19 protein-coding genes are annotated in these 18,777 nt (G+C 37.5%); 5 read left to right on the top strand and 14 right to left on the bottom strand.

What is annotated here, in order from left to right; all coding sequences use genetic code 11:
• Positions 1–884 precede the first annotated feature (884 nt).
• From ODZ84_RS15640 to ODZ84_RS15655, 4 genes are read right to left on the bottom strand one after another with little or no spacing between them, the layout of a single operon-like run.
• Entirely contained in the window at positions 885–2,036 is a 1,152-nt protein-coding gene (locus ODZ84_RS15640; RefSeq protein WP_266173356.1) for a glycosyltransferase, read from the bottom strand.
• Positions 2,033–2,599 (bottom strand): acyltransferase, encoded by a 567-nt coding sequence (locus tag ODZ84_RS15645; protein WP_266173357.1) that lies wholly within the window; start codon positions 2,597–2,599, stop codon positions 2,033–2,035. Before ODZ84_RS15645 ends, ODZ84_RS15640 begins: the two co-directional genes overlap by 4 nt.
• Complete coding sequence (locus tag ODZ84_RS15650) at positions 2,596–3,759, bottom strand: glycosyltransferase (RefSeq protein WP_266173358.1); 1,164 nt, start codon at positions 3,757–3,759, stop codon at positions 2,596–2,598. Before ODZ84_RS15650 ends, ODZ84_RS15645 begins: the two co-directional genes overlap by 4 nt.
• A complete protein-coding gene (locus ODZ84_RS15655) occupies positions 3,759–4,598 on the bottom strand; it encodes a glycosyltransferase family 2 protein (RefSeq protein WP_266173359.1) in 840 nt (279 codons plus the stop codon). Before ODZ84_RS15655 ends, ODZ84_RS15650 begins: the two co-directional genes overlap by 1 nt.
• 87 nt (positions 4,599–4,685) lie before the next feature.
• Here ODZ84_RS15655 and ODZ84_RS15660 point away from each other — a divergent pair, with 87 nt between their 5' ends.
• The 5 genes from ODZ84_RS15660 (at position 4,686) to ODZ84_RS15680 (ending at position 8,994) form a co-directional block, all read left to right on the top strand.
• Positions 4,686–5,456, top strand: a complete 771-nt coding sequence (locus ODZ84_RS15660; protein WP_266173360.1) for an O-methyltransferase — start codon at positions 4,686–4,688, stop codon at positions 5,454–5,456.
• Between the two features lie 25 nt (positions 5,457–5,481).
• Positions 5,482–6,498 (top strand): acyltransferase family protein, encoded by a 1,017-nt coding sequence (locus ODZ84_RS15665; RefSeq protein WP_266173361.1) that lies wholly within the window; start codon positions 5,482–5,484, stop codon positions 6,496–6,498.
• 147 nt (positions 6,499–6,645) lie between these two features.
• Entirely contained in the window at positions 6,646–8,079 is a 1,434-nt protein-coding gene (locus ODZ84_RS15670; protein ID WP_266173362.1) for an MBOAT family O-acyltransferase, read from the top strand.
• 1 nt (position 8,080) lies between these two features.
• On the top strand, positions 8,081–8,302 hold the full coding sequence (locus tag ODZ84_RS15675; protein ID WP_266173363.1) for a hypothetical protein: 222 nt from the start codon (positions 8,081–8,083) through the stop codon (positions 8,300–8,302).
• Positions 8,303–8,307: 5 nt separating this feature from the next.
• Positions 8,308–8,994 carry a hypothetical protein gene (locus tag ODZ84_RS15680; protein WP_266173364.1) on the top strand — a complete coding sequence of 229 codons (687 nt, stop codon included), beginning with the start codon at positions 8,308–8,310 and terminating at the stop codon, positions 8,992–8,994.
• Here ODZ84_RS15680 and ODZ84_RS15685 read toward each other — a convergent pair.
• From ODZ84_RS15685 to ODZ84_RS15730, 10 genes are read right to left on the bottom strand one after another with little or no spacing between them, the layout of a single operon-like run.
• Positions 8,986–9,927, bottom strand: a complete 942-nt coding sequence (locus tag ODZ84_RS15685) for a glycosyltransferase family 2 protein (RefSeq protein ID WP_266173365.1) — start codon at positions 9,925–9,927, stop codon at positions 8,986–8,988. The two genes, ODZ84_RS15680 and ODZ84_RS15685, sit on opposite strands and share 9 nt — an antisense overlap.
• A 23-nt stretch (positions 9,928–9,950) precedes the next feature.
• Positions 9,951–10,895 carry a glycosyltransferase family 2 protein gene (locus ODZ84_RS15690; protein ID WP_266173366.1) on the bottom strand — a complete coding sequence of 315 codons (945 nt, stop codon included), beginning with the start codon at positions 10,893–10,895 and terminating at the stop codon, positions 9,951–9,953.
• A complete protein-coding gene (locus tag ODZ84_RS15695) occupies positions 10,895–11,830 on the bottom strand; it encodes a glycosyltransferase family 2 protein (protein WP_266173367.1) in 936 nt (311 codons plus the stop codon). Before ODZ84_RS15695 ends, ODZ84_RS15690 begins: the two co-directional genes overlap by 1 nt.
• Before the next feature lie 2 nt (positions 11,831–11,832).
• Positions 11,833–13,629, bottom strand: a complete 1,797-nt coding sequence (gene asnB, locus ODZ84_RS15700) for an asparagine synthase (glutamine-hydrolyzing) (protein WP_266173368.1) — start codon at positions 13,627–13,629, stop codon at positions 11,833–11,835.
• 40 nt (positions 13,630–13,669) lie between these two features.
• Positions 13,670–14,422 carry a class I SAM-dependent methyltransferase gene (locus tag ODZ84_RS15705; RefSeq protein ID WP_266173369.1) on the bottom strand — a complete coding sequence of 251 codons (753 nt, stop codon included), beginning with the start codon at positions 14,420–14,422 and terminating at the stop codon, positions 13,670–13,672.
• Between the two features lie 35 nt (positions 14,423–14,457).
• The gene (locus ODZ84_RS15710; protein WP_266173370.1) at positions 14,458–15,375 is read right to left on the bottom strand and encodes a glycosyltransferase family 2 protein; all 918 of its coding nucleotides are present in this window, start codon (positions 15,373–15,375) and stop codon (positions 14,458–14,460) included.
• Positions 15,368–16,054 carry an NAD-dependent epimerase/dehydratase family protein gene (locus tag ODZ84_RS15715; protein ID WP_266173371.1) on the bottom strand — a complete coding sequence of 229 codons (687 nt, stop codon included), beginning with the start codon at positions 16,052–16,054 and terminating at the stop codon, positions 15,368–15,370. Before ODZ84_RS15715 ends, ODZ84_RS15710 begins: the two co-directional genes overlap by 8 nt.
• Positions 16,055–16,070: 16 nt before the next feature.
• The gene (locus ODZ84_RS15720; RefSeq protein WP_266173372.1) at positions 16,071–17,003 is read right to left on the bottom strand and encodes a glycosyltransferase family 2 protein; all 933 of its coding nucleotides are present in this window, start codon (positions 17,001–17,003) and stop codon (positions 16,071–16,073) included.
• Between the two features lie 5 nt (positions 17,004–17,008).
• The gene (locus tag ODZ84_RS15725; protein WP_266173373.1) at positions 17,009–17,944 is read right to left on the bottom strand and encodes a glycosyltransferase; all 936 of its coding nucleotides are present in this window, start codon (positions 17,942–17,944) and stop codon (positions 17,009–17,011) included.
• 1 nt (position 17,945) lies between these two features.
• Positions 17,946–18,752, bottom strand: a complete 807-nt coding sequence (locus ODZ84_RS15730) for a glycosyltransferase family 2 protein (RefSeq protein ID WP_266173374.1) — start codon at positions 18,750–18,752, stop codon at positions 17,946–17,948.
• Positions 18,753–18,777 lie beyond the last annotated feature (25 nt).

Genomic DNA, 18,777 nt, shown 5'->3' on the forward strand with positions numbered 1-18,777 from the left:
GTAAATTTTTTAATTGATGATTATTATGTCTCAACTAAAGTGATTGGCTTTATGGTGATTGTTTTCTGCTATGCTTTTACCTATTACAAGAATTTTTTCTGGAAAGAGTTTTGGGGATTACTGGCATTTCCGGTAATGACGAGAATCTACATCTTTTCACTTGCTGAAATTATATTACTGCCATTGCTTATTTTACTTGTTTATTTAAATCATAATTATTTCAAGGAAAAGATTACTTATAAAAAATATATTTTTTGGAATGCAATTATTCTCGCGTTACTCTGTATCACGAAATATTCTGCATTTTTTATAATATTTGGCTGCTTTTTTTATTCGGCGGTTCTGTTTTTTTATAATAGAAAGAAATTTACTCCATTTTTTGTATCAGTCTTATCAGCATCTGTACTGGTAGGGATCTGTTTGATGATCAATAATATCTGTACTGGTACGCTTGTCGGCCAGAGAACAGGACCTATAAAGGATGAAATGAACATCAGGTATTCTTTTTTTAATATCCTTTATGTAATAAATCCTGTTGTTGCCAAAAGAATTATATTAGGATACAAGATAAATTATCTTTTACTGTCAGTTTTTGACTTTTTTATATTGTTAATTTACTTTATAATGATCAGGAAGGGATTGAAAAAAGGGAAGGTTATTTGGGAGACAGCATTCTGTATAACCCTGGGATTTATTTTTCTTGTCTTGACCATTATTTCTTACTTTCAAACCCATATTGATGATCTTAATCCACGGTTATTATTTCCCTATGTCTTTCTTTTCTTGACAGCCGTTATATTTTCTTCAAAATTGCGAAAGACGGGATATAACATACTTCTTATTATAATAATTTTTAGCCTGATATTATCTTTATTTAATGGAATCTATGAATTTTCAAAAACCTCTATAATTTTTGAAACAGAATTCTCTAGATTGAAAGGGATGTTATAATCCCCGAGTTTATCAGAATAGGATACAAAAGTCTCGGGCCGGGTCAGAGCCTGCTTCATCCCATTGTAAATTCCGTCTTCCGAGTTTTCTACAATTAGTCCCAGCGCGCCATGATCAAGCATCTCACTGGCTCCGGAAACATCTGTGGAAATAATCTTCTTTTTCAGGGTAATGGCTTCAAATAAAACCGTCGGAAATCCTTCATATCTTGAACTTAAAATATAAAAATCGGCACTTTTAAAGTACGGGTAGGGGTTATCCGTAAAGCCGAGCATCGTGGCTGTCGAGTCAACGCCAAGGTCTGATTTCAGTTTTTTGATATTCTCGAAATCATATCCGTCGCCTACAATGAGTATTTTATGTTTTAATCCCTCGTCCAGCAGTCTCTTATGAACCTTCAGCAGCCGGTCGAAACCTTTTTGAGGGAAAACAGTTCCTACAGAGATAAAGGTGGGAACAGAAGAATCGAAAGTATAATTGATAACCGGTTTTTCAGCCTTTGATAAAAATTCTTCAGTATCCAGCGGATTATAAATTCTTACAATCTTCTGTTTTTCGGAATTGTCTTTGGCCAGGGCTGAAAATAAATGTTCGATTTTTTCCGAAATAACCATAATTTTATCAAATCCGAAAAATTTCCGGATCTCAGCATCGGTGTAGCCTTTTACCTGCGAGAGGTCATTATGAATCCAGACGATTTTTTTTGAGCCCGTTAAAGGCGATCCTAAAATCTCATCGCGCATGCCATGGATGGCTGCAAATTCTATGTCGTATTGTTTATTTTTTAATTTTCTTCTGTACAGAAGTTTCGGAAATCTTTTTAATGTTTTTTCATGAAGTACCCGGGTTACTTTCCTCGGAATTTCGTGAGGACGGTTGGTGGTGATCATTTCACCTTTGTGGAGGTACAGTACATTGATCCATTCCGGAACTTCAGGTAAGTATTTTCCTGAGTATAGATTTAACAGCAAGTCGATTTCATACTTATCTTCCGGAAGATTCTTTAAAAAGGTGACCAACACTTTTTCTGCGCCTCCATGTCTTAGGGAACCGATACGGATCAGGATTTTCTTTTTTTTGATCATTTCTTTCTTACAGGTTTATAGTTATAGGGAAGATGGTCTTTGATGTAGGCTTCAAGTTTTGCCCGGTCCGGTTCCAGTTCTCTTGGGTACATGACATTGTTTTCCAGGGCTCTGTCGCCATATTCCTCTATGGTACAGATAAATTTTGCAGGAGTTCCCGCATAAACAGAATTGTCAGGCATGCTGGAATTCAATACCGAGCCTGCTCCCAGAATGCAGTTGTCTCCCATCTGGGAACCCGGAAGAAAAATACAGTTATTCCCGACAAAACAGTTTTTCCCAAGTTTTATCCTGCCGAAATTTCGGGCATCTTCATACTTTTTCATACTGCGGATGACATACATCGCACCATCATGATTGATGAATTTGCAACCTGCTGTAATTTTCGTCCGGTCTCCTATTTCAATTAAAAAAGGTTCAGAACCAAAATCCGGAGCTTCCACGAATATCACCTCTTTCCCGACTCTTAATCCTCTCGCCATGGAAATTCTGATATAAATCTTCTGAATCATCTTCTGATAGGTGGTATGAAGCTTAAGAATAATGCGGTACAGGAAAATCATTGTTCTTTTTTTACTAAGTTAGTCATGATATTTTCAACAGCATCAAAAATTTTCTGATTGTCGAATTGTTTTTCGATATCTTTCAGATTATCCGTAATCTGTGAAACCAGCTCAGCATCCGTAATAAATTTCTTCATAGCTCCATACATCTCATCTGTCTCATAATTGATGAGGTATCCGTTCTTTTCATGGGTAATCATTTCCGGAATGCCGCCAACATTGGTTGATATAATCGGTTTCTGAAGAATTAAGGTATCAGCTATAATCAATGGCCAGCCTTCGGACTCTGATGGCAGGATAAAGAAGTCGGCCTGTTTTACATACGGATAAGGATTTATCAGAGATCCCAAAAACTCGAAACTCTGAACGACTCCCAGACGTTCCGCCTGCTTTTTCAGATTTTCCTTTTCTTCACCATCACCGATAACGATAATATGATGATCAAAACCGTCTTTTAACAGTCTTGCGTGCGCCTCCATAAGCTTATGAAACCCTTTTCTGCTATGGAGCCTTGCCACAGATACGAAGACCGGCTTATCAGGAAATTCGGGATTGAAAGCGACTGCTTTTTTCTTCAGCTCCTCAATAGGAATGGCATTTAATATGACCTGGTTTTCAGGAATTTTTAGTTCAGGATAGGTTTCCACTAAAATGTCCCTGGTCTGCTGGGATCCGAATATAAAATAGTCAAACTGAGGAATCTGTTTTAGTATTTCAGGAACCAGCGGCTGCAGTTTGGGCAATGTAATGTCGGAATGAAACCATCCTATTTTTTTTGAATTCTTTTTAAGAGAGTTCAATACCGGGGAAAACGCAGAATAGGTAGTGGCAATTTCCACATCATAATTCTCTTCTAAAAGAACATCCGCCATCTTTGGATTTCTTAACGCTTTTTTCAGTTTAAGATTTCTGCGGACCAATTGTATTTTTTGTATCAGAGGGTTTTTAGAAAGATCTTCTCTTCCTCCCGTAAGGTAAACTTTTTTTACATGGGGCGGAAATTCGTCTCTCAGCTCGCCCTGGTTAATATTTAAACAGACAGTGATCTCAAATTTTTCCTTATTGAGGTTGTGGAGCATGCTTAATATCACTTTTTCCACTCCTCCCATCTCCATGGAACGATGTCTAAAAAGTACTTTAATCTTTTTATGATCTGTCATTATCTAAATATTTTTTGTATTCTGAGTTTAATTTGTTTTTTTATACGGAAGGGAATTTTATTTTGATATTCCAGAAGCTTAAAAATTTCCTGTGGATCCTGATAATCTTCAGGAACCGGTATTCCGTTAATTTCTTTTAGATTTCTTCTTTGGATCGCCTCCCAGATAGCCCAGGCATAATAGGCATACGACTTTTGTTTGTTATGGTTCTGAGAAATGCCTCCCAGGTGGGCTCTGTATAAATAATCGGTCTGATTGATAAACTGTACCTTACCGACTTCATACATTTTATAGTACAGGTCCTGGTCTTCTGCTATTTTCAATTCCGGATTTATTCCGGATGTTTTCATATACACCTCTTTTCTGAATGCTACAAACGGAGCGATCTGTATGGGAAAGTTGAAAAAATACTTTTCTCCGTTGGGAACCTGCATCGCAGCTTTGAATTCATGCAGAACATTCAGATGCTCGTCACATTTCGCCAAACGGGAATACGTAAGGACGACATCTTTCTTCTTTTGAAAAACTTCAACAGCGCTCTTCAATGCTTTTGGCTTAATGCAGTCATCAGGGTCCACATAACCACAGACGTCACCGCTGGACCGCACGATAAGCTCTGATTTTGTAACCCCTACACCATAATTGGCTTCATTTTCGTACAGTTTAAATCTTTCGTCATCTCCGATAATCTGTTTAATAATTTCAACGGAATCATCAGTGGAACGATCGTCAATGATGATGGTTTCCCAATTTTCATACTCCTGGGAGAGAATAGAATCATAGCAATCTTTAAAGAATTTACCATTATTATAATTGGCGATTAGAATAGAAAATTTCATACACTTGTGTTAATAAATTTTTACAAATATAATTATATCTGAAAAGTTACAGAAAAATCTTTATTTTTGTGTCTTAAATTTAACACAGTGAGTGAAATAGTAAGAGTTCTCAAAACGTTCGTTGCGTATCTTAAAAGACCGGATCTTTACCCTGAATTGGGCAGAAAAATTGTTAAAAACACCGTAAACCGCGGTAACGCTTTTAAAGGAAAGGAAAAAACAAATTCCTGGGCATCTTCCAGATCAATTTCCCAGCAGGAGGCTATAGCCAAGCTTTTTGGAGCAGACAGCTCTCCTTTCAGATCCGCATTTTCGGATGTTTTAAAACAGTCCGAGCAAAAAGAAAGAGCATGTCCTATTAAAATGGGAGGCCCCGGCGCTCTGGAATTGATTTATTATTCCTGCGAATTTGCCAATGCTAAGAATGTCGTGGAAACCGGTGTTGCATATGGCTGGTCTTCCCTGGCGGCCTTATTATCTCTGGAGAAAAGAGAGGGTACGCTGTACAGTTCGGATATGCCATATCTGGCTCAGGATGGAGATCAGTATGTAGGTTTTGTCGTTCCCGAAAATCTTAAGCGTTTCTGGAAGCTGTTCCGGTTTGCAGATAAAGAATCTTTACCCAAAATTTTCGCGGACAACGAAACTTTCGATGTAGTGCACTATGACTCTGATAAAAGTTACAACGGGAGATTATGGGCTTATCATGAATTATATAAGCATCTCAGAAAAGGAGGTGTTTTCATCAGTGATGATATTGGTGACAACTCTGCTTATCAGGATTTTTGTGAGGCCAGTGCAATCGATACGGTTGTTGTAGAATACGAAGGTAAATACATCGGGGTGTTTGTGAAATAATAGATGGTAATGTATTCGAATTTTAGTGAAAATTAGTCAGATTACATTTACAAGATTTATAGCAGCGATTGCTATTGTCATCTCTCATTTCAGCAAAGATCTGTTTCTGTATAAAATTAGGTATATCTCCGATATTTTCCTGCGGGCTAATGTCGGAGTGAGTTATTTCTTTATTCTTTCCGGCTTTATCATGATTGTTGCGTATCATAAAAAAGACAGGATCGTTTATTGGGAATATTACAGAAACCGGTTCGCCAGAATTTATCCTCTGTATGTTGTAGGATTGCTGCTGTTGCTGTTCACCAGATATTCTGATTTTAGTTTTTATAAAATTCTCTTATATTTATCAGGTCTACAGAGCTGGATTCCCGGTGATGCTTTGATTCTGAATTTTCCGGGATGGTCTATTTCAGTAGAATTTCTTTTTTATATGCTTTTCCCTTTACTGTATAATTATTTTTATTCTAAGGGAAATAAAAGCATCTGGATCGGAATAATTCTACTTTGGCTGATTACCCAGGTGTTTTCGAATCTTTATGTAAACTCCGTATTTTACCAGGGACCGCATACGATAAGCCATGAATTTATTTCGTATTTCCCACTCCTTCATCTTAATGAATTTTTAGCAGGTAATCTGGCAGGATTGGTTTTTGTTAAAAATTATAAAAAGATGAAGCTTGACTGGTGGATCATTCTGATTTTTGCTGCCATTTTATTTTCATTAATAAGTATTCCGCTGAATTTTCATAATGGCCTGATGGGTGTGCTTTTCATTCCTTTGATCTATCTGATTTCCTGCAATACAGGATGGATGACCAGGATATTTTCATTAAAGCCTATGGAATATTTGGGAGAGATAAGCTATGCAATCTATATTTTACACATTCCCGTTCTATACCTGGTGAGAAAAATTTTATGGGAAATCATGGGGTTTTTAAAAACCGACATTATTTTTTTAATTTATCTGATCATTTTAATAATTATTTCGGCGGTTTTTTATCAGTTTATTGAAAAACCGATGAGAAATTATTTAAAAAAATAAAACATTAAATAAAAATAGATATTTTTGTTCAACTTCAACAAACATATACACATGAGTGAAATAATAATTCCCGAAAATGGCTGTGGTCTCAAATCCGTAATGTATGGCCGGAACATATAAGTAATAAAATAATTTTAAAAATACTGTATGTTATTCAATTCCATTGGTTTTTTGATCTTTCTCCCCATCGTTTTTTTTCTATATTGGTTTGTATTTAATAAAAAATATCAACATCAGAATGTACTGATTCTTGTAGCAAGTTTTTATTTTTATGCCTGCTGGGATTGGCGGTTCCTGTTTTTACTATTATTCTCGATAGGGCTGGATTATTTTTCAGGCCTTCAGATCGAGAAAAGCAAAACAAAGAAAGAGGCTACGTTTTGGCTGGCGCTAAGTATTATTATCAACCTGGGCTTTTTAGGCTTTTTTAAATATTACAATTTTTTTATAGAAAGCTTTGCCGACTTATTGGGAGGTTTCGGATTCCATCCGAATGTCTGGCTTCTTAAAATTGTACTTCCTGTAGGGATTTCTTTTTATACATTTCATGGTCTTTCCTACGTCATTGATATTTACAAGAAAAGAATCCCGGCAGAGCGAAATTTTATCGATTATGCTGTTTTTGTAAGTTATTTCCCGCTTTTGGTAGCAGGACCTATAGAGAGAGCCACGCACTTATTGCCGCAAATTCAGAAGAGAAGAGTCTTTAACTATGAGCAGGCAACAGACGGCATGCGCCAGATTCTGTGGGGTTTTTTCAAGAAAATGGTTATTGCAGATAATTGTGCACCGCTAGTAAACGAGATTTTTGCCCATTATCACACAGAAAGTGCCAGTAACCTGGTTTTGGGAGCTGTATTATTTGCGTTCCAGATTTATGGTGATTTTTCCGGATATTCCGATATCGCTCTGGGAGTCTCGAAATTATTCGGTGTCGAACTATTGAAGAACTTTGCTTTTCCGTATTTCTCAAGAGATATTGCCGAGTTCTGGAGAAGATGGCATATTTCTCTGTCTTCCTGGTTCAGGGACTATCTTTATATTCCCCTGGGAGGCAGTAAAGGGGGACTGATGATGAAAATAAGAAATACTTTTATCATCTTCCTGGTATCAGGATTCTGGCATGGAGCCAACTGGACCTTTATTATATGGGGCGGGCTGAATGCCGTTTATTTTCTGCCGCTTTTGGTGGCCAGCAAAAACCGACAGAATCTTGAAGTAGTGGCAATGAACAGATCTCTGCCGTCATTGAAAGAGTTTTTACAGATATTCGTTACTTTTTTACTTACCTGCTTTGCCTGGATTTTTTTCAGGGCTGCATCTGTTTCAGACGCTGTTTCCTATATAGGGAAAATTTTCAGTCAGACGATTTTTTCGGTTCCGGCAAATCTTCCTTATAAAGTTTTGGCATTAATAGGAGTGATGCTGCTCATTGAATGGATTAACAGAGCACGGTTCCACGGATTGGAAATTGCAAGATTCAGTCCGTGGCTGCGAAGACTCCTCTATTTGGTCATTATATATATCATTCTCCGTTATGCTAATTTCGGGAATAACGAATTTATTTATTTTCAGTTTTAGTATGAAAAAGTTTTTATTTAAAGTATCGTTTTATCTGGTAGGATTAGTGGCTGTTTTTGGTGTTCTGGGATCTTTCGCTGACGGAAATACCGATGACAATTATATGCATTTCGCAGTAGAGAAGCCCCATCATATGATCTTGGGAGACTCCAGGGATCACAGGCCGTTTTCCCGAAAATTCTGGAAGGAAAGCTTCAGCGAAAATTTGATAATTTTTGTTTAAATGTAGTGCAGTCTCCGTATGGTCCGATTTACTATGAAGCGATAAAGAAAAAAATAAATGAAAATACGAAAGACGGTATATTTATTTTAACTGTTGATCCCTGGAATTTATCTTTGGACAAAAGGGTTAAAAAAATAAAAGATTTTCCGGAAGAACATTCTCCTTTAAAAAATATGTATTTCTACGACTGCTCTCCCAATTATGAATATCTCTTAAAAAACTACAGCAGAAGCTGGTTTAAAATTTATACGGAGAGAGAAGACACGGGGAAATCCAATACCTATCTGCATAAGGATGGATGGCTGGAAGTAACCGTAGATATGCAAAAAGATTCGGTGGCTAAAAGGGCAGTTGAAAAAGTAGATTTTTTTTATAAAGAGCTTGCACCCAATCAACAGTTATCTTCAGTAAGGATCAAGTCTCTGGAGGATATTATCGAATTCCTCAAAGATAAAGGAACTGTTTATCTGGTGAGAATTCCTACCTCTGAAAGACTGCTGAAATTAGAAAATTCCTATTCTCCGGATTTCAACCTTAAAATGAAGAAAATCTCGGAGAAACATCAGGTAAAATATTTTGATTTTACTCCAAACCCAAATTATTATCAGTATACAGATGGGAATCATATGTATAAGGAGTCTGGTAAAATATTTACTGCTCAGCTTGCAGATTCGATTCGATTATTAAAATAAATCCTTCCTGAAATTAATGTTATAGATCCCGGACCGGATACTGGGATAGTCTGTCAACAGATATTTTGTAATCATTCCCCATTTCTTTAAAGGCGGAGCCAATGCGATTTCGAAACTGCGGTGCATCCTTCTGATATGGGTTTTGATAGGTTCGGGAATGGAAGCTTCATGTTCAGACCAGCTGGAGATCTCCCTCCAAAGCAGTACTTTGGTTGAGGCAGGATTTATTTTACGGGTATTCAGTTGGGTGATCCTGTTGTCTTCATGAACGCCTCTCATTGCCACAGCTTTATCTAAAATTCCGGGATAAAGATTAAGATAATAAGACAGGCGGAACAGAAATTCGGTGTCCTGATGCAGCCTTAAATGTGTTTTGAAGAAAGGCTTTAGTTTTTGGACCATATTTTCCCGCCGCACCGTTAAAGTATCAATACTGAATAATCCGAAACTGCCCCTTAAATTAATTTGTCCCGGGAAAACATCTTTGGGATCATGTCTCTTATACACTGTGGTCAGACGGTCTTCAAAAATGCTGTAATATTGCTCTTTTGCTTTTTGAGAATAGTAGTGTACCCCAAGAGCGCCATATACTCCCTCCACTTCCGGATTTCTGAACAGTTCTTTTTCCGCATCAAAACGGTTCGGAAGAAAATAATCATCGGCATCCAGAAAGGCAATATAATCTCCGGTCGCCTTTTCCAGTCCCAGATTCCGGCTTGCTCCGGCACCATGATTTCCCTGGTCGGGGTGCTGAAATAGTTTAACCCGGTCATATTTTTCCGACAATGATTTACAGATCTGCAGTGCATGGTCCGGAGATTTGTCTTCAACCAGAATAATCTCATATACTTCCTGAAACTGCAGTGCCGATTCTACAGCCTGCGTTACATATTTTTCTGCATTATATACAGGTACAATAACTGATATTTTCATCCTTGATACAAATAAAATGGCTGTTATAATAGTGTTTTTCTGAAATTAATATTATATAATCCTGATCGTATACCGGTATAATCAAGAATTAAATATTTTATAATCATTCCCCATTTCTTATGTTTCGGGGCATTGGCAATCTTAAAACTCCGCTGCATTCTTTTGATATGGGTTTTTATATTTTGCGGTATAGTGTCCTCGCTCTGCGCCCAACTGTTTACTTCATTCCAAAGTATTTCTCTGGACACTGTCTGTTTTAATTGTCCGGTCTCGACTTTGGTAATCCTGTTATCCTCATGTACTCCGCGAACCGCAATGGGCTTATCTATACTGCCGGGATAAAGATCGAGATAATAAGAAAGACGCAGTAAGAATTCTGTATCTTCATGCATTTTCAGATGCGATTTGAATAATATATTTATTTTCTTTTCCAGGGAATCCCGTCGTAGCGTTAAGGTGTCGATACTGAATAAACCGAAACTTCCGAGCATATAAAGCTGGCCCGGGAATACATCTTTGGGCGGATGTTTCTTATAAACGGTAGTAAGATCATCCCGGAAGACAGAATAATACTGTTCTCTGGCCTTTTCCGAATAGTAGTGTACTCCGAGAGCACCGTACACTCCGTCTACTCCGGGATCTTTGAAAAGTTCTTTCTCGGCATCGAAACGATTCGGCAGGTAATAGTCGTCCGCATCCAGAAAAGCAATAAAATCACCTGTTGCTTTTTTTATTCCGAGATTCCGGCTGGCTGATGCTCCATGATTTCCCTGGTCAGGATGCTGAAACAATTTTACCCTGTCATAGGTTAATGCCAGCCGGCGGCAGACTTCAAGAGCATTATCCGGCGATTGATCTTCAATTAAAATAACTTCGTACACTTCATCAAAGTACAGTGCGGACTCTACCGCCTGGGTAACAAATTTTTCTGCATTATACACAGGGACCACTATGGAAATCTTCATCATTATCTGTAATAGTTAAATCTATATTTTGTTTTCAGAATCTCTGGGTTTTTTATAGCTTCCCATATAATACCGCAATACTTAGTCAGTCCTTTTTTTAAAGAAAGATTAAAAGAGGTATAACTCAGATAGATTCTGTTTTTATATTCAGCAGGAATATGAGCCGCCTTTGCCCAGTCATACAGGGACTTCCAGTACAGATACTGTCTCTGGTTATATTGTGGGGAATACTGTATGATTTTTGTAATCCGGTTATCATCATGAATGCCTCTTACCGCAACCGGCTGATCGATAATTCCTGATTTCAGGTAACAGTGATACGCCAGTTTAATATTGAAATCCGAATCCTGATGTACACGAAGATTAACATTAAACCTCAGGTTGTTTTTGTTGACTGCCGATTTTCTGATCGTTAATGCATTAAGATGAAAAAAAGTGCCGAATGTCTTAGGCGTCAGACTCATTAAGCCCCGGAATACTTCCTCGCCTTCTGCATGGTAGTTTACCGTCGTGAGCGGGGCATCTTTAAATTTCGACTGGTACTCCTGTTTACCTTTTTCGGTAAGGTATTCAATGCCGATAGCTCCGAAAACGCCTTCTATTTTGGGATCGTTAAAGATTTCTTTCTCGGCATCAAAACGGTTGGGAAGATAATAATCATCCGCATCCAGAAAGGTGATAAAATTTCCGGTTGCCTTTTCAATTCCTAAATTTCTTGTGGCCCCGGCTCCGTGATTTTCTTTGTCAGGATGCTGGTACAGGACCACCTTATGATATTCAAGCGCCAATTTCCTGCATATTTCCAGTGAATGATCGGTTGATTTATCTTCAACTAAGATGACCTCCCTTACCTCTTCAAACTGAATTGCAGAACGTACCGCTTTTTCTAAAAACGGGCCCGCATTGTAGACCGGGATGATAACAGAAACATCAAGCATTATTATAAAACATTTTGGTTGTTATGAGCCCAAAGGGCAAGTTGCAGCAGATTCCAGTGCTTATGGTCCTTCTTCTGGAATTTCTGAGCCGCCTCAAAATCGATATAGTTAAAAATCTTCTGGTCGCGGTTTCTGAGCAGATCGTCGGATAGTCTGATGAGATTCTCTTCATCGAACCATGTTTTTACACTCATCCCGAATCCTTGTTTGCGGCGGTTTCTTATCGTTTCCGTCCAATAGGAACCCATAGATTCCCGCAGAATGATTTTATCGTGTTCATTATTCAGTTTCAGCTGCTCAGGAAGCTGAATGCAGAATTCAGCAAAATCCACGTCCAGGAAAGGAGTTCGTACTTCGAGAGAATTGGCCATAGCCATCCGGTCGGATTTTACCATCATATTTCCCGGTACATATCCTTCCATATCCACTCTCATAATGTCATTCAGAGAATCCGGATCGGGAGTAAAGCTATAGGGCTGAAGATAATCCGATAGAATTCCCAATGATCTCTGCTCTTCTTTATTAAATGAATTCCGTACAAAATTCTGATGGAAGTCCAGGATATGCGGATGGGCCAGATTCTTCTTGGTGACAAAAGACGTTTCTTTCAGATTCTGATATAGTTTTAAGCCAAACTTGGCAATGATATTTTTATAGCTGAAATGGTTTCTCAGCGTATTTTCGACCCTGTAAAAATCATAACCGCCAAACAGCTCGTCACCCACATCTCCGGAAAGCACTACCGTAAGATCTTTTCTTGCATTTCTGCATATTTCATAATGGGGAATGAACGAAATATCGGCAAAGGGCTCGTCAAAAAATGGAGAAATCTTCAGAAGTGCCGTTGCAAGGTCCTGCTTTTTTTCGTGCACTTCAATATGGTTGGTGTGGTATTTATCGGCAATTTCCTTGGCATATTTCAATTCACTTTCTTTATGATCATATCCGAAGCTGATCGTCGTCTGCCGCGGTAAAAACTCGGCTACCAAAGCAACTACGGAAGAGGAATCTAAACCTCCGCTGAGGAAACTGCCGACTTCTACATCTGCCACCAGCTGTTTCTTAACGGCATTTTTCAGTAAATAGGTAAATTCTTCCTTTGCCTCGGATAAGCTCATGGTCCGGTCTTTTGCAGGAATGCTGTAATATCTTGAAACCGAAAATTTCCCGTCTTTCCAGATAAGCTGATGGGCAGGGGGAAGCGTAAAAATATTATGATAAATACTTTGATAGGTGCTTACATAGCCGTACTGCAGATAGTGGGAGAGGGCATCATGGTTTACTTGTGGCTCAATTAATCCTGAAGCCAGGATACTTTTTATTTCCGAAGCAAAGATAAATTCGTTATTTTTTCCGACTGCATAGAAAAAGGGTTTTTCTCCGAAACGGTCTCTTGCACAGAAAAGCTCCTGTTTTTCATTATCCCAGATGGCAAACGCAAACATTCCGGGAAGATCGTGGATCAGCTTTTCTTTTTTCCGCTGGTACATGGCAAGAATAACCTCCGTATCGGAACTTCCGTGGTAGGGATAATCGGCATATTGGTCTTTAATCGCCAGGTAACCGTAAATTTCACCGTTCAGAACAATACACTCGTTTTTCGTATTTGAAAACATAGGCTGTGTGCCGTTTTCCGATAAGTCGATAATCGAAAGTCTGCGGTGCCCCAGTGCCGCATTTTCATAAAACTCCGCATGTGAAGAATCCGGACCGCGATGTGCCAGTGCATCTGTCATTTTCTGAATTTCTTCCTGATAATTCCGGGCATTTCGGGCAATAATTCCTGCTATTCCGCACATAATGGTATTGTATTTTTCTAATTACGTTTAAATATATAAACTACTTTTCACAAAAGAAAATATCTTCATAAGGATTCAGACCTAATTTTTTATATTGATCTGAAATATTTATTCGGTTCACTTTAAATCCTGACTCTTCCAGTCTGGAACTGTAGTCCTGCCCGTATATTCTGACATGATCAAACTGTCCGAACAGCTCTTCTCTTTTCTTGGGATCTGAAATCGTAAAGTCTTCGTGAGTTTCCCAGGTGTTACCGGAAATAGGAACCTGTAATATCGCTTTTCCTCCGGGCTTCAGTACCCGGAATAATTCTCTCATAGCTTTCTTGTCATCCGGAATATGTTCCAGAACATGATTGCAGATCACAAAGTCAAAATAATGATCCGAATAAGAAATATCCAGCACATTGATGTTTTTTACATAATCGGCATAATAATATCCTGGTGTAAACAAGTCTCCACAGATATATTCTTTAAAGTTCTGATTAAGCAAGATCTCGGATAATTTAATTTCGGGAGCAATATGCAGCAGGCTGAGATTTTTATTTTCAGGGAGCCTCAATTCTTCTACGATAAAAGCATATAAAAGTCTTTCTCTATCCCGAGACTGGCACTTATAGCATCCGGCAGCTCTTCTTCCGCCTCCGACCACTTTTTTTTCCTGAAGCACAGGAAGATCATGGCCTACAACCTCCCAGTCTTTTGCGCGGTAGCCACAAAAAGGACAATAGTAGGTAAAGCCGGAATGTGATAATAGCTTGAGCTTGGTTTTAATTTTTTTCAGGATTTTCATTTGTGTGTATTTTTGTTATTATTATATAGATTTACTCATATATCCAGAAAAGCAGGCCCAACCCGGGTTACGATATTTTTCATTTCATGAAGTTCCTTCTCTTCCGATGTGATCTTTTTATACTTTTTGGATAGTTTTTTATAATCGGCAATTTTTCCGAAAACTATATTTTTAAGCATGCTCTGTTTAAGCGCTTTTTTTTCCGAATATAGCGAATCCGGGAGCTCGGGATTCATGATATTGGTTTCTACCCTCAGATCCGGATACTTCGAAGTATCTACTTTGGTTAACTGCTGTTTTCCGTCGTGTACTACTTTACTGGCAGGGACAAGAAGGGTCTTTTTCTGATGGAAAATTATCCGGTTCACATATTCCACATCTTCGCCATAGTGAAAAAAATAAGGATTGAAACCGCCTACCACCTCTATCGTATCTCTGGGGATCAGCCAGTGTGCTGCATTGATGAATTTTATTTCGTAATACGGTTTCAGATTCTGAAAATAGAGATCGGAAATTAATCTTGTTTCAAAGTTGATGGCGATATATTTATCAAGGAAAATATCCAGCAGCTTTTCTGTACCGTCAATATGCATGGGGCTGAGAATACCGATCTCTTTTTTATCCGGATACTGATCATAGATTTCCAGCAATTTTTCCATACTGTCCTGATAGAGCCAGGCATCCTGGTTCATTAAATAAAAGAAATCCGCACCTTCTTTATAGGCTTTTTCGATCCCTATATTATTGGCTTTTCCGAAACCGAGATTTTCTTCGGACTGGATAAAATCAACCTCCGGAAAATGAGTTTTAATGTATTTCTGGGTGCCGTCTGCAGAACCGTTGTCAATAACAATGGCTGTTACAGGAACAGACGACTGCCTCAAACTGGTAAAGCATTTCTCTGCCCATTTCATGGCATTATAAGTAACAATGATAATATAAATTTTAGCCATTCTGGTGTTTTTGAATATATTTCTGTGCCAAGACCTGTAAATATTCCTGCGGATCTGTTCCCGTAAAGAAATTTTCGGTTTTTTCATCAAAATCTACTTTGTAGAAGTCTCCCTCATCCGTTTCATTGTATTTTGCCGTTCTCCCCATCTGCTGTTCGAGAATCCTGATGATTTCTTTCAGGTTATAATAATAAGGAAAGGCAAAATTGATGGTCTGATTGTGCAGCTGTGCACAGGCGGACTCTAAAAAACGGGAAATATCATCGATGTCAATCAGGAGTCTTCGTGCTTTATTGTGCAGGGTGAATTCACGGTCTTCTGTAATCTGGTTTTTAAGGAAGTTGAAAAGCGTGTTGGGATTTCCGCCGTTTCCTACAATATTTCCTATCCGCAGAATAAGATAAGATTCAAGATGTTTTTTGATATAATCTTCCATCTCTTTTTTATGGAGAACATAATGGCTGTTTTGCTTCGACTGGTCCAGAATACTGAGTGTAGAAAAATAAACCAGCTTTCTGGCTTTGTTTTCTTCCACAGATTTTTTTAAAAGAGAAAATTCTCTTTCAAATTCCGAACTTCTGGTTTCGAGGGAATTTGAAACTCCTGAAGCGAAATACAGCATCGCTCCGGAGTCGATATCTTTCAACGCATGGGCAATAAGTCCTGTTCCTATAATCATTTATCAGTGTTTTTACTTATATAAAGCTGTTATTTTCTTGTTTGATTTTGTATTTCTGCTTTATAGTATGCCTGCTCCATTTTATAGCTAAATATAACTTCGTAGGGTTAAAAGAGAATTTAGATAAAATATTATAAAACAGATAACCGGCACTTGCCTTAAAAAATTCAAATTTTGAAATAGAATTTGAATAAGACATTAGTGTGAAATAAAAATAAGTTTTTAGTTTTAAAGTTTTATATTCTGCATTATATTTTTTTATAAAAGAAATGATGGCGAAGTCTTTTTTCATGGTTTCTGAAGTGACATTTTTTGAAATACTAGCTCCAAACTGCCTGTAAATACTCATTTGGTCGGGCAGAATCTTTATTTTTCCATAGCATCCTGCCAGTAAATAAAGGCATCTGTCTGCCGAGATAATATCGGTAGGAAAATCATCTTTTAAAATGCTTTTTCTAAAAAAGAATGTAGAGGTCTGACATATTTTAAGATCCGTTAAATCGTCTTTTGTCAGCGCATCGCCGGCATGGTCAGAGAAGCTGTGACTTGGCGCCGGAGTATCTTCATAAACAACTTTAGAGTCCGTTCCTATTGCTGAAAAATCCGGATGGCCTTCTAGGAAGTCAAACTGTTTTTGAAGTTTTGAAGCATCTATCCACAGATCATCACCGTCTAATATTGCAATATATTTTCCTGAGGCTTTTGAAAAAGAGAAAAGGGTATTTTTCACATATCCCAGATTCGGGACGTTCTTAAAATATTTAATCGCACTACCTTTGGGATGTGTACGGATAATAGTATTGATTATATTTTCGGTATTATCAGGAGAATTGTCATTGCAGACAATAATTTCATAGGTTCCTGAAAATTTCTGAGCGAAAATACTCTCAAGAGATTCTACGATATATTTTTCGTGTTTATAGGTGGTAATGCAAATACTGATGTCCATAATTATTAGATTGTAAATATATCGGCAGGTTTTAGATCCAGATATTGGTACCGGACACATTTTGCAATATAAAGCTTTTTACGTATAAATCCCATTGTATTGAGATAGGTATTTCTTCGAGCAATAAATTTTGAATACAATTCTGTCTTCTTCAGATCTTCTCCGGGAGATAGTTCTCCGGCTCTTTTTAAGGCATTCATATAAGGATGTACATAATCTTTAAAATACTGTTTACTTTTGGAGAGTTTTTCAACATGTTTTTTGTCAGAATTATATCTTAATCCATAGACCTGATTTGCATGAAGCCTGTACGAAGATAAAGATTTCGGAATAAAGCCAAGTTTATTTTTAATGCTCAGTTTCTGAACAATAAAATAATCATGGGCAATGGGAAAATTTTCCAAATGATGACTTTGTAATGCTTCTTTTCTAATGGCTAAGGCACATCCAAGGATGAAACTTCCTTTATTGACTAGAGCAGTGAAAAGCTCCTTTTCCGATATTTCTTTTAAAATTTCCTCGTGGGAAATCTTTTTCCAATTCAGATACGAAGAATGTATGGTTTCATTATCAATTAATTTCAAGTCATGAAATACGCCATCGAATTGTGTATTAGAGGTAAAAAAATGTAAAGTCTCCTTTACTTTATCCTTTTCCCAGACATCATCCTGATCACTGATAATAATAACTTCATGAGAACAGAGCTTAATTGCTTTTTCAAAATTTTTAATGAATCCAAGATTGGTTTCATTCTGATAAACCTTGAAAATACCGGGATATTTTTCCCGGTAGCCAAAGAGTATTGCTACGGTTTTATCGTTTGAGCCATCATCACAGATAATAATCTCATCTACTGCTACCGTCTGGCTGAGAATGGAATCTAACTGTTCGTTCAGATATCGCTCGCCATTATAAGTGCATAAAGCTACAGATGCTTTCATTTCAATAATCTTTACTTTTTGTGGTGCCTTCTTTATCTAAAACCCAGGAACTGCTTTGGTTCGCCAGGTTTACGTAATACTGCTGCTCGTCGGATAAGCGGTCATAATTTATATACCAGCCGCCATGTTTTGCGGTATAGTCTGACCCAATACGTAGTGCTTTATAAAAATCTTGCGGAAATTTCATATATTTTTTCGGATGAGGCTTATAAAGGGCAAATGTGGTATCGATATACGCTTCATAAATATCCTTTTCCACTTCTTTGGTCCAGTACTTTTTTTCCCAACTCAAAACTTTTTCTCGCGCGGGATAATGTAGAGGTATATCTTTTATTTCCAATGCAAATCCTACTTTCAGAACTTTATTATGGTATTTCATCAGGAGAAAAATCAGCTTTTTTAAAAAGTTAGATGGGAGCCTGGCATTGGGTTCTATATCGGCATCGGTAAGGATAAAGAAATTCCGGCAGTATTTATCGAGCAGCTGCGGAACTTCAAATAGAACCATATGTCCGTAATTTTTCTCCATCCTTTCTATGGTTACGAAGTGCTCTATTTTCTTATAATAATCCAATAGAGGAGGATAGGTAGATACATTATCTATAATGACAATATTTTTGAAATTATTCTTAACTGCAAAATCAACCAGTTTTTGTAAATAAAACAGTTGATTGAAGTTAATAATGATAAGAGGTATTTCTTTTGGAGATATAATTTGGGTTAAATTCTTTCGGTCAGATAACAGAAAAAATAAGTCCTTAAAGAACATATATTTATTTCCCAGAAGGGATCTTATAATAGATTTCATTGTACTGTTTTTACATCATTAATGT

This window comes from Chryseobacterium fluminis (assembly GCF_026314945.1).
Lineage (GTDB): Bacteria > Bacteroidota > Bacteroidia > Flavobacteriales > Weeksellaceae > Chryseobacterium > Chryseobacterium fluminis.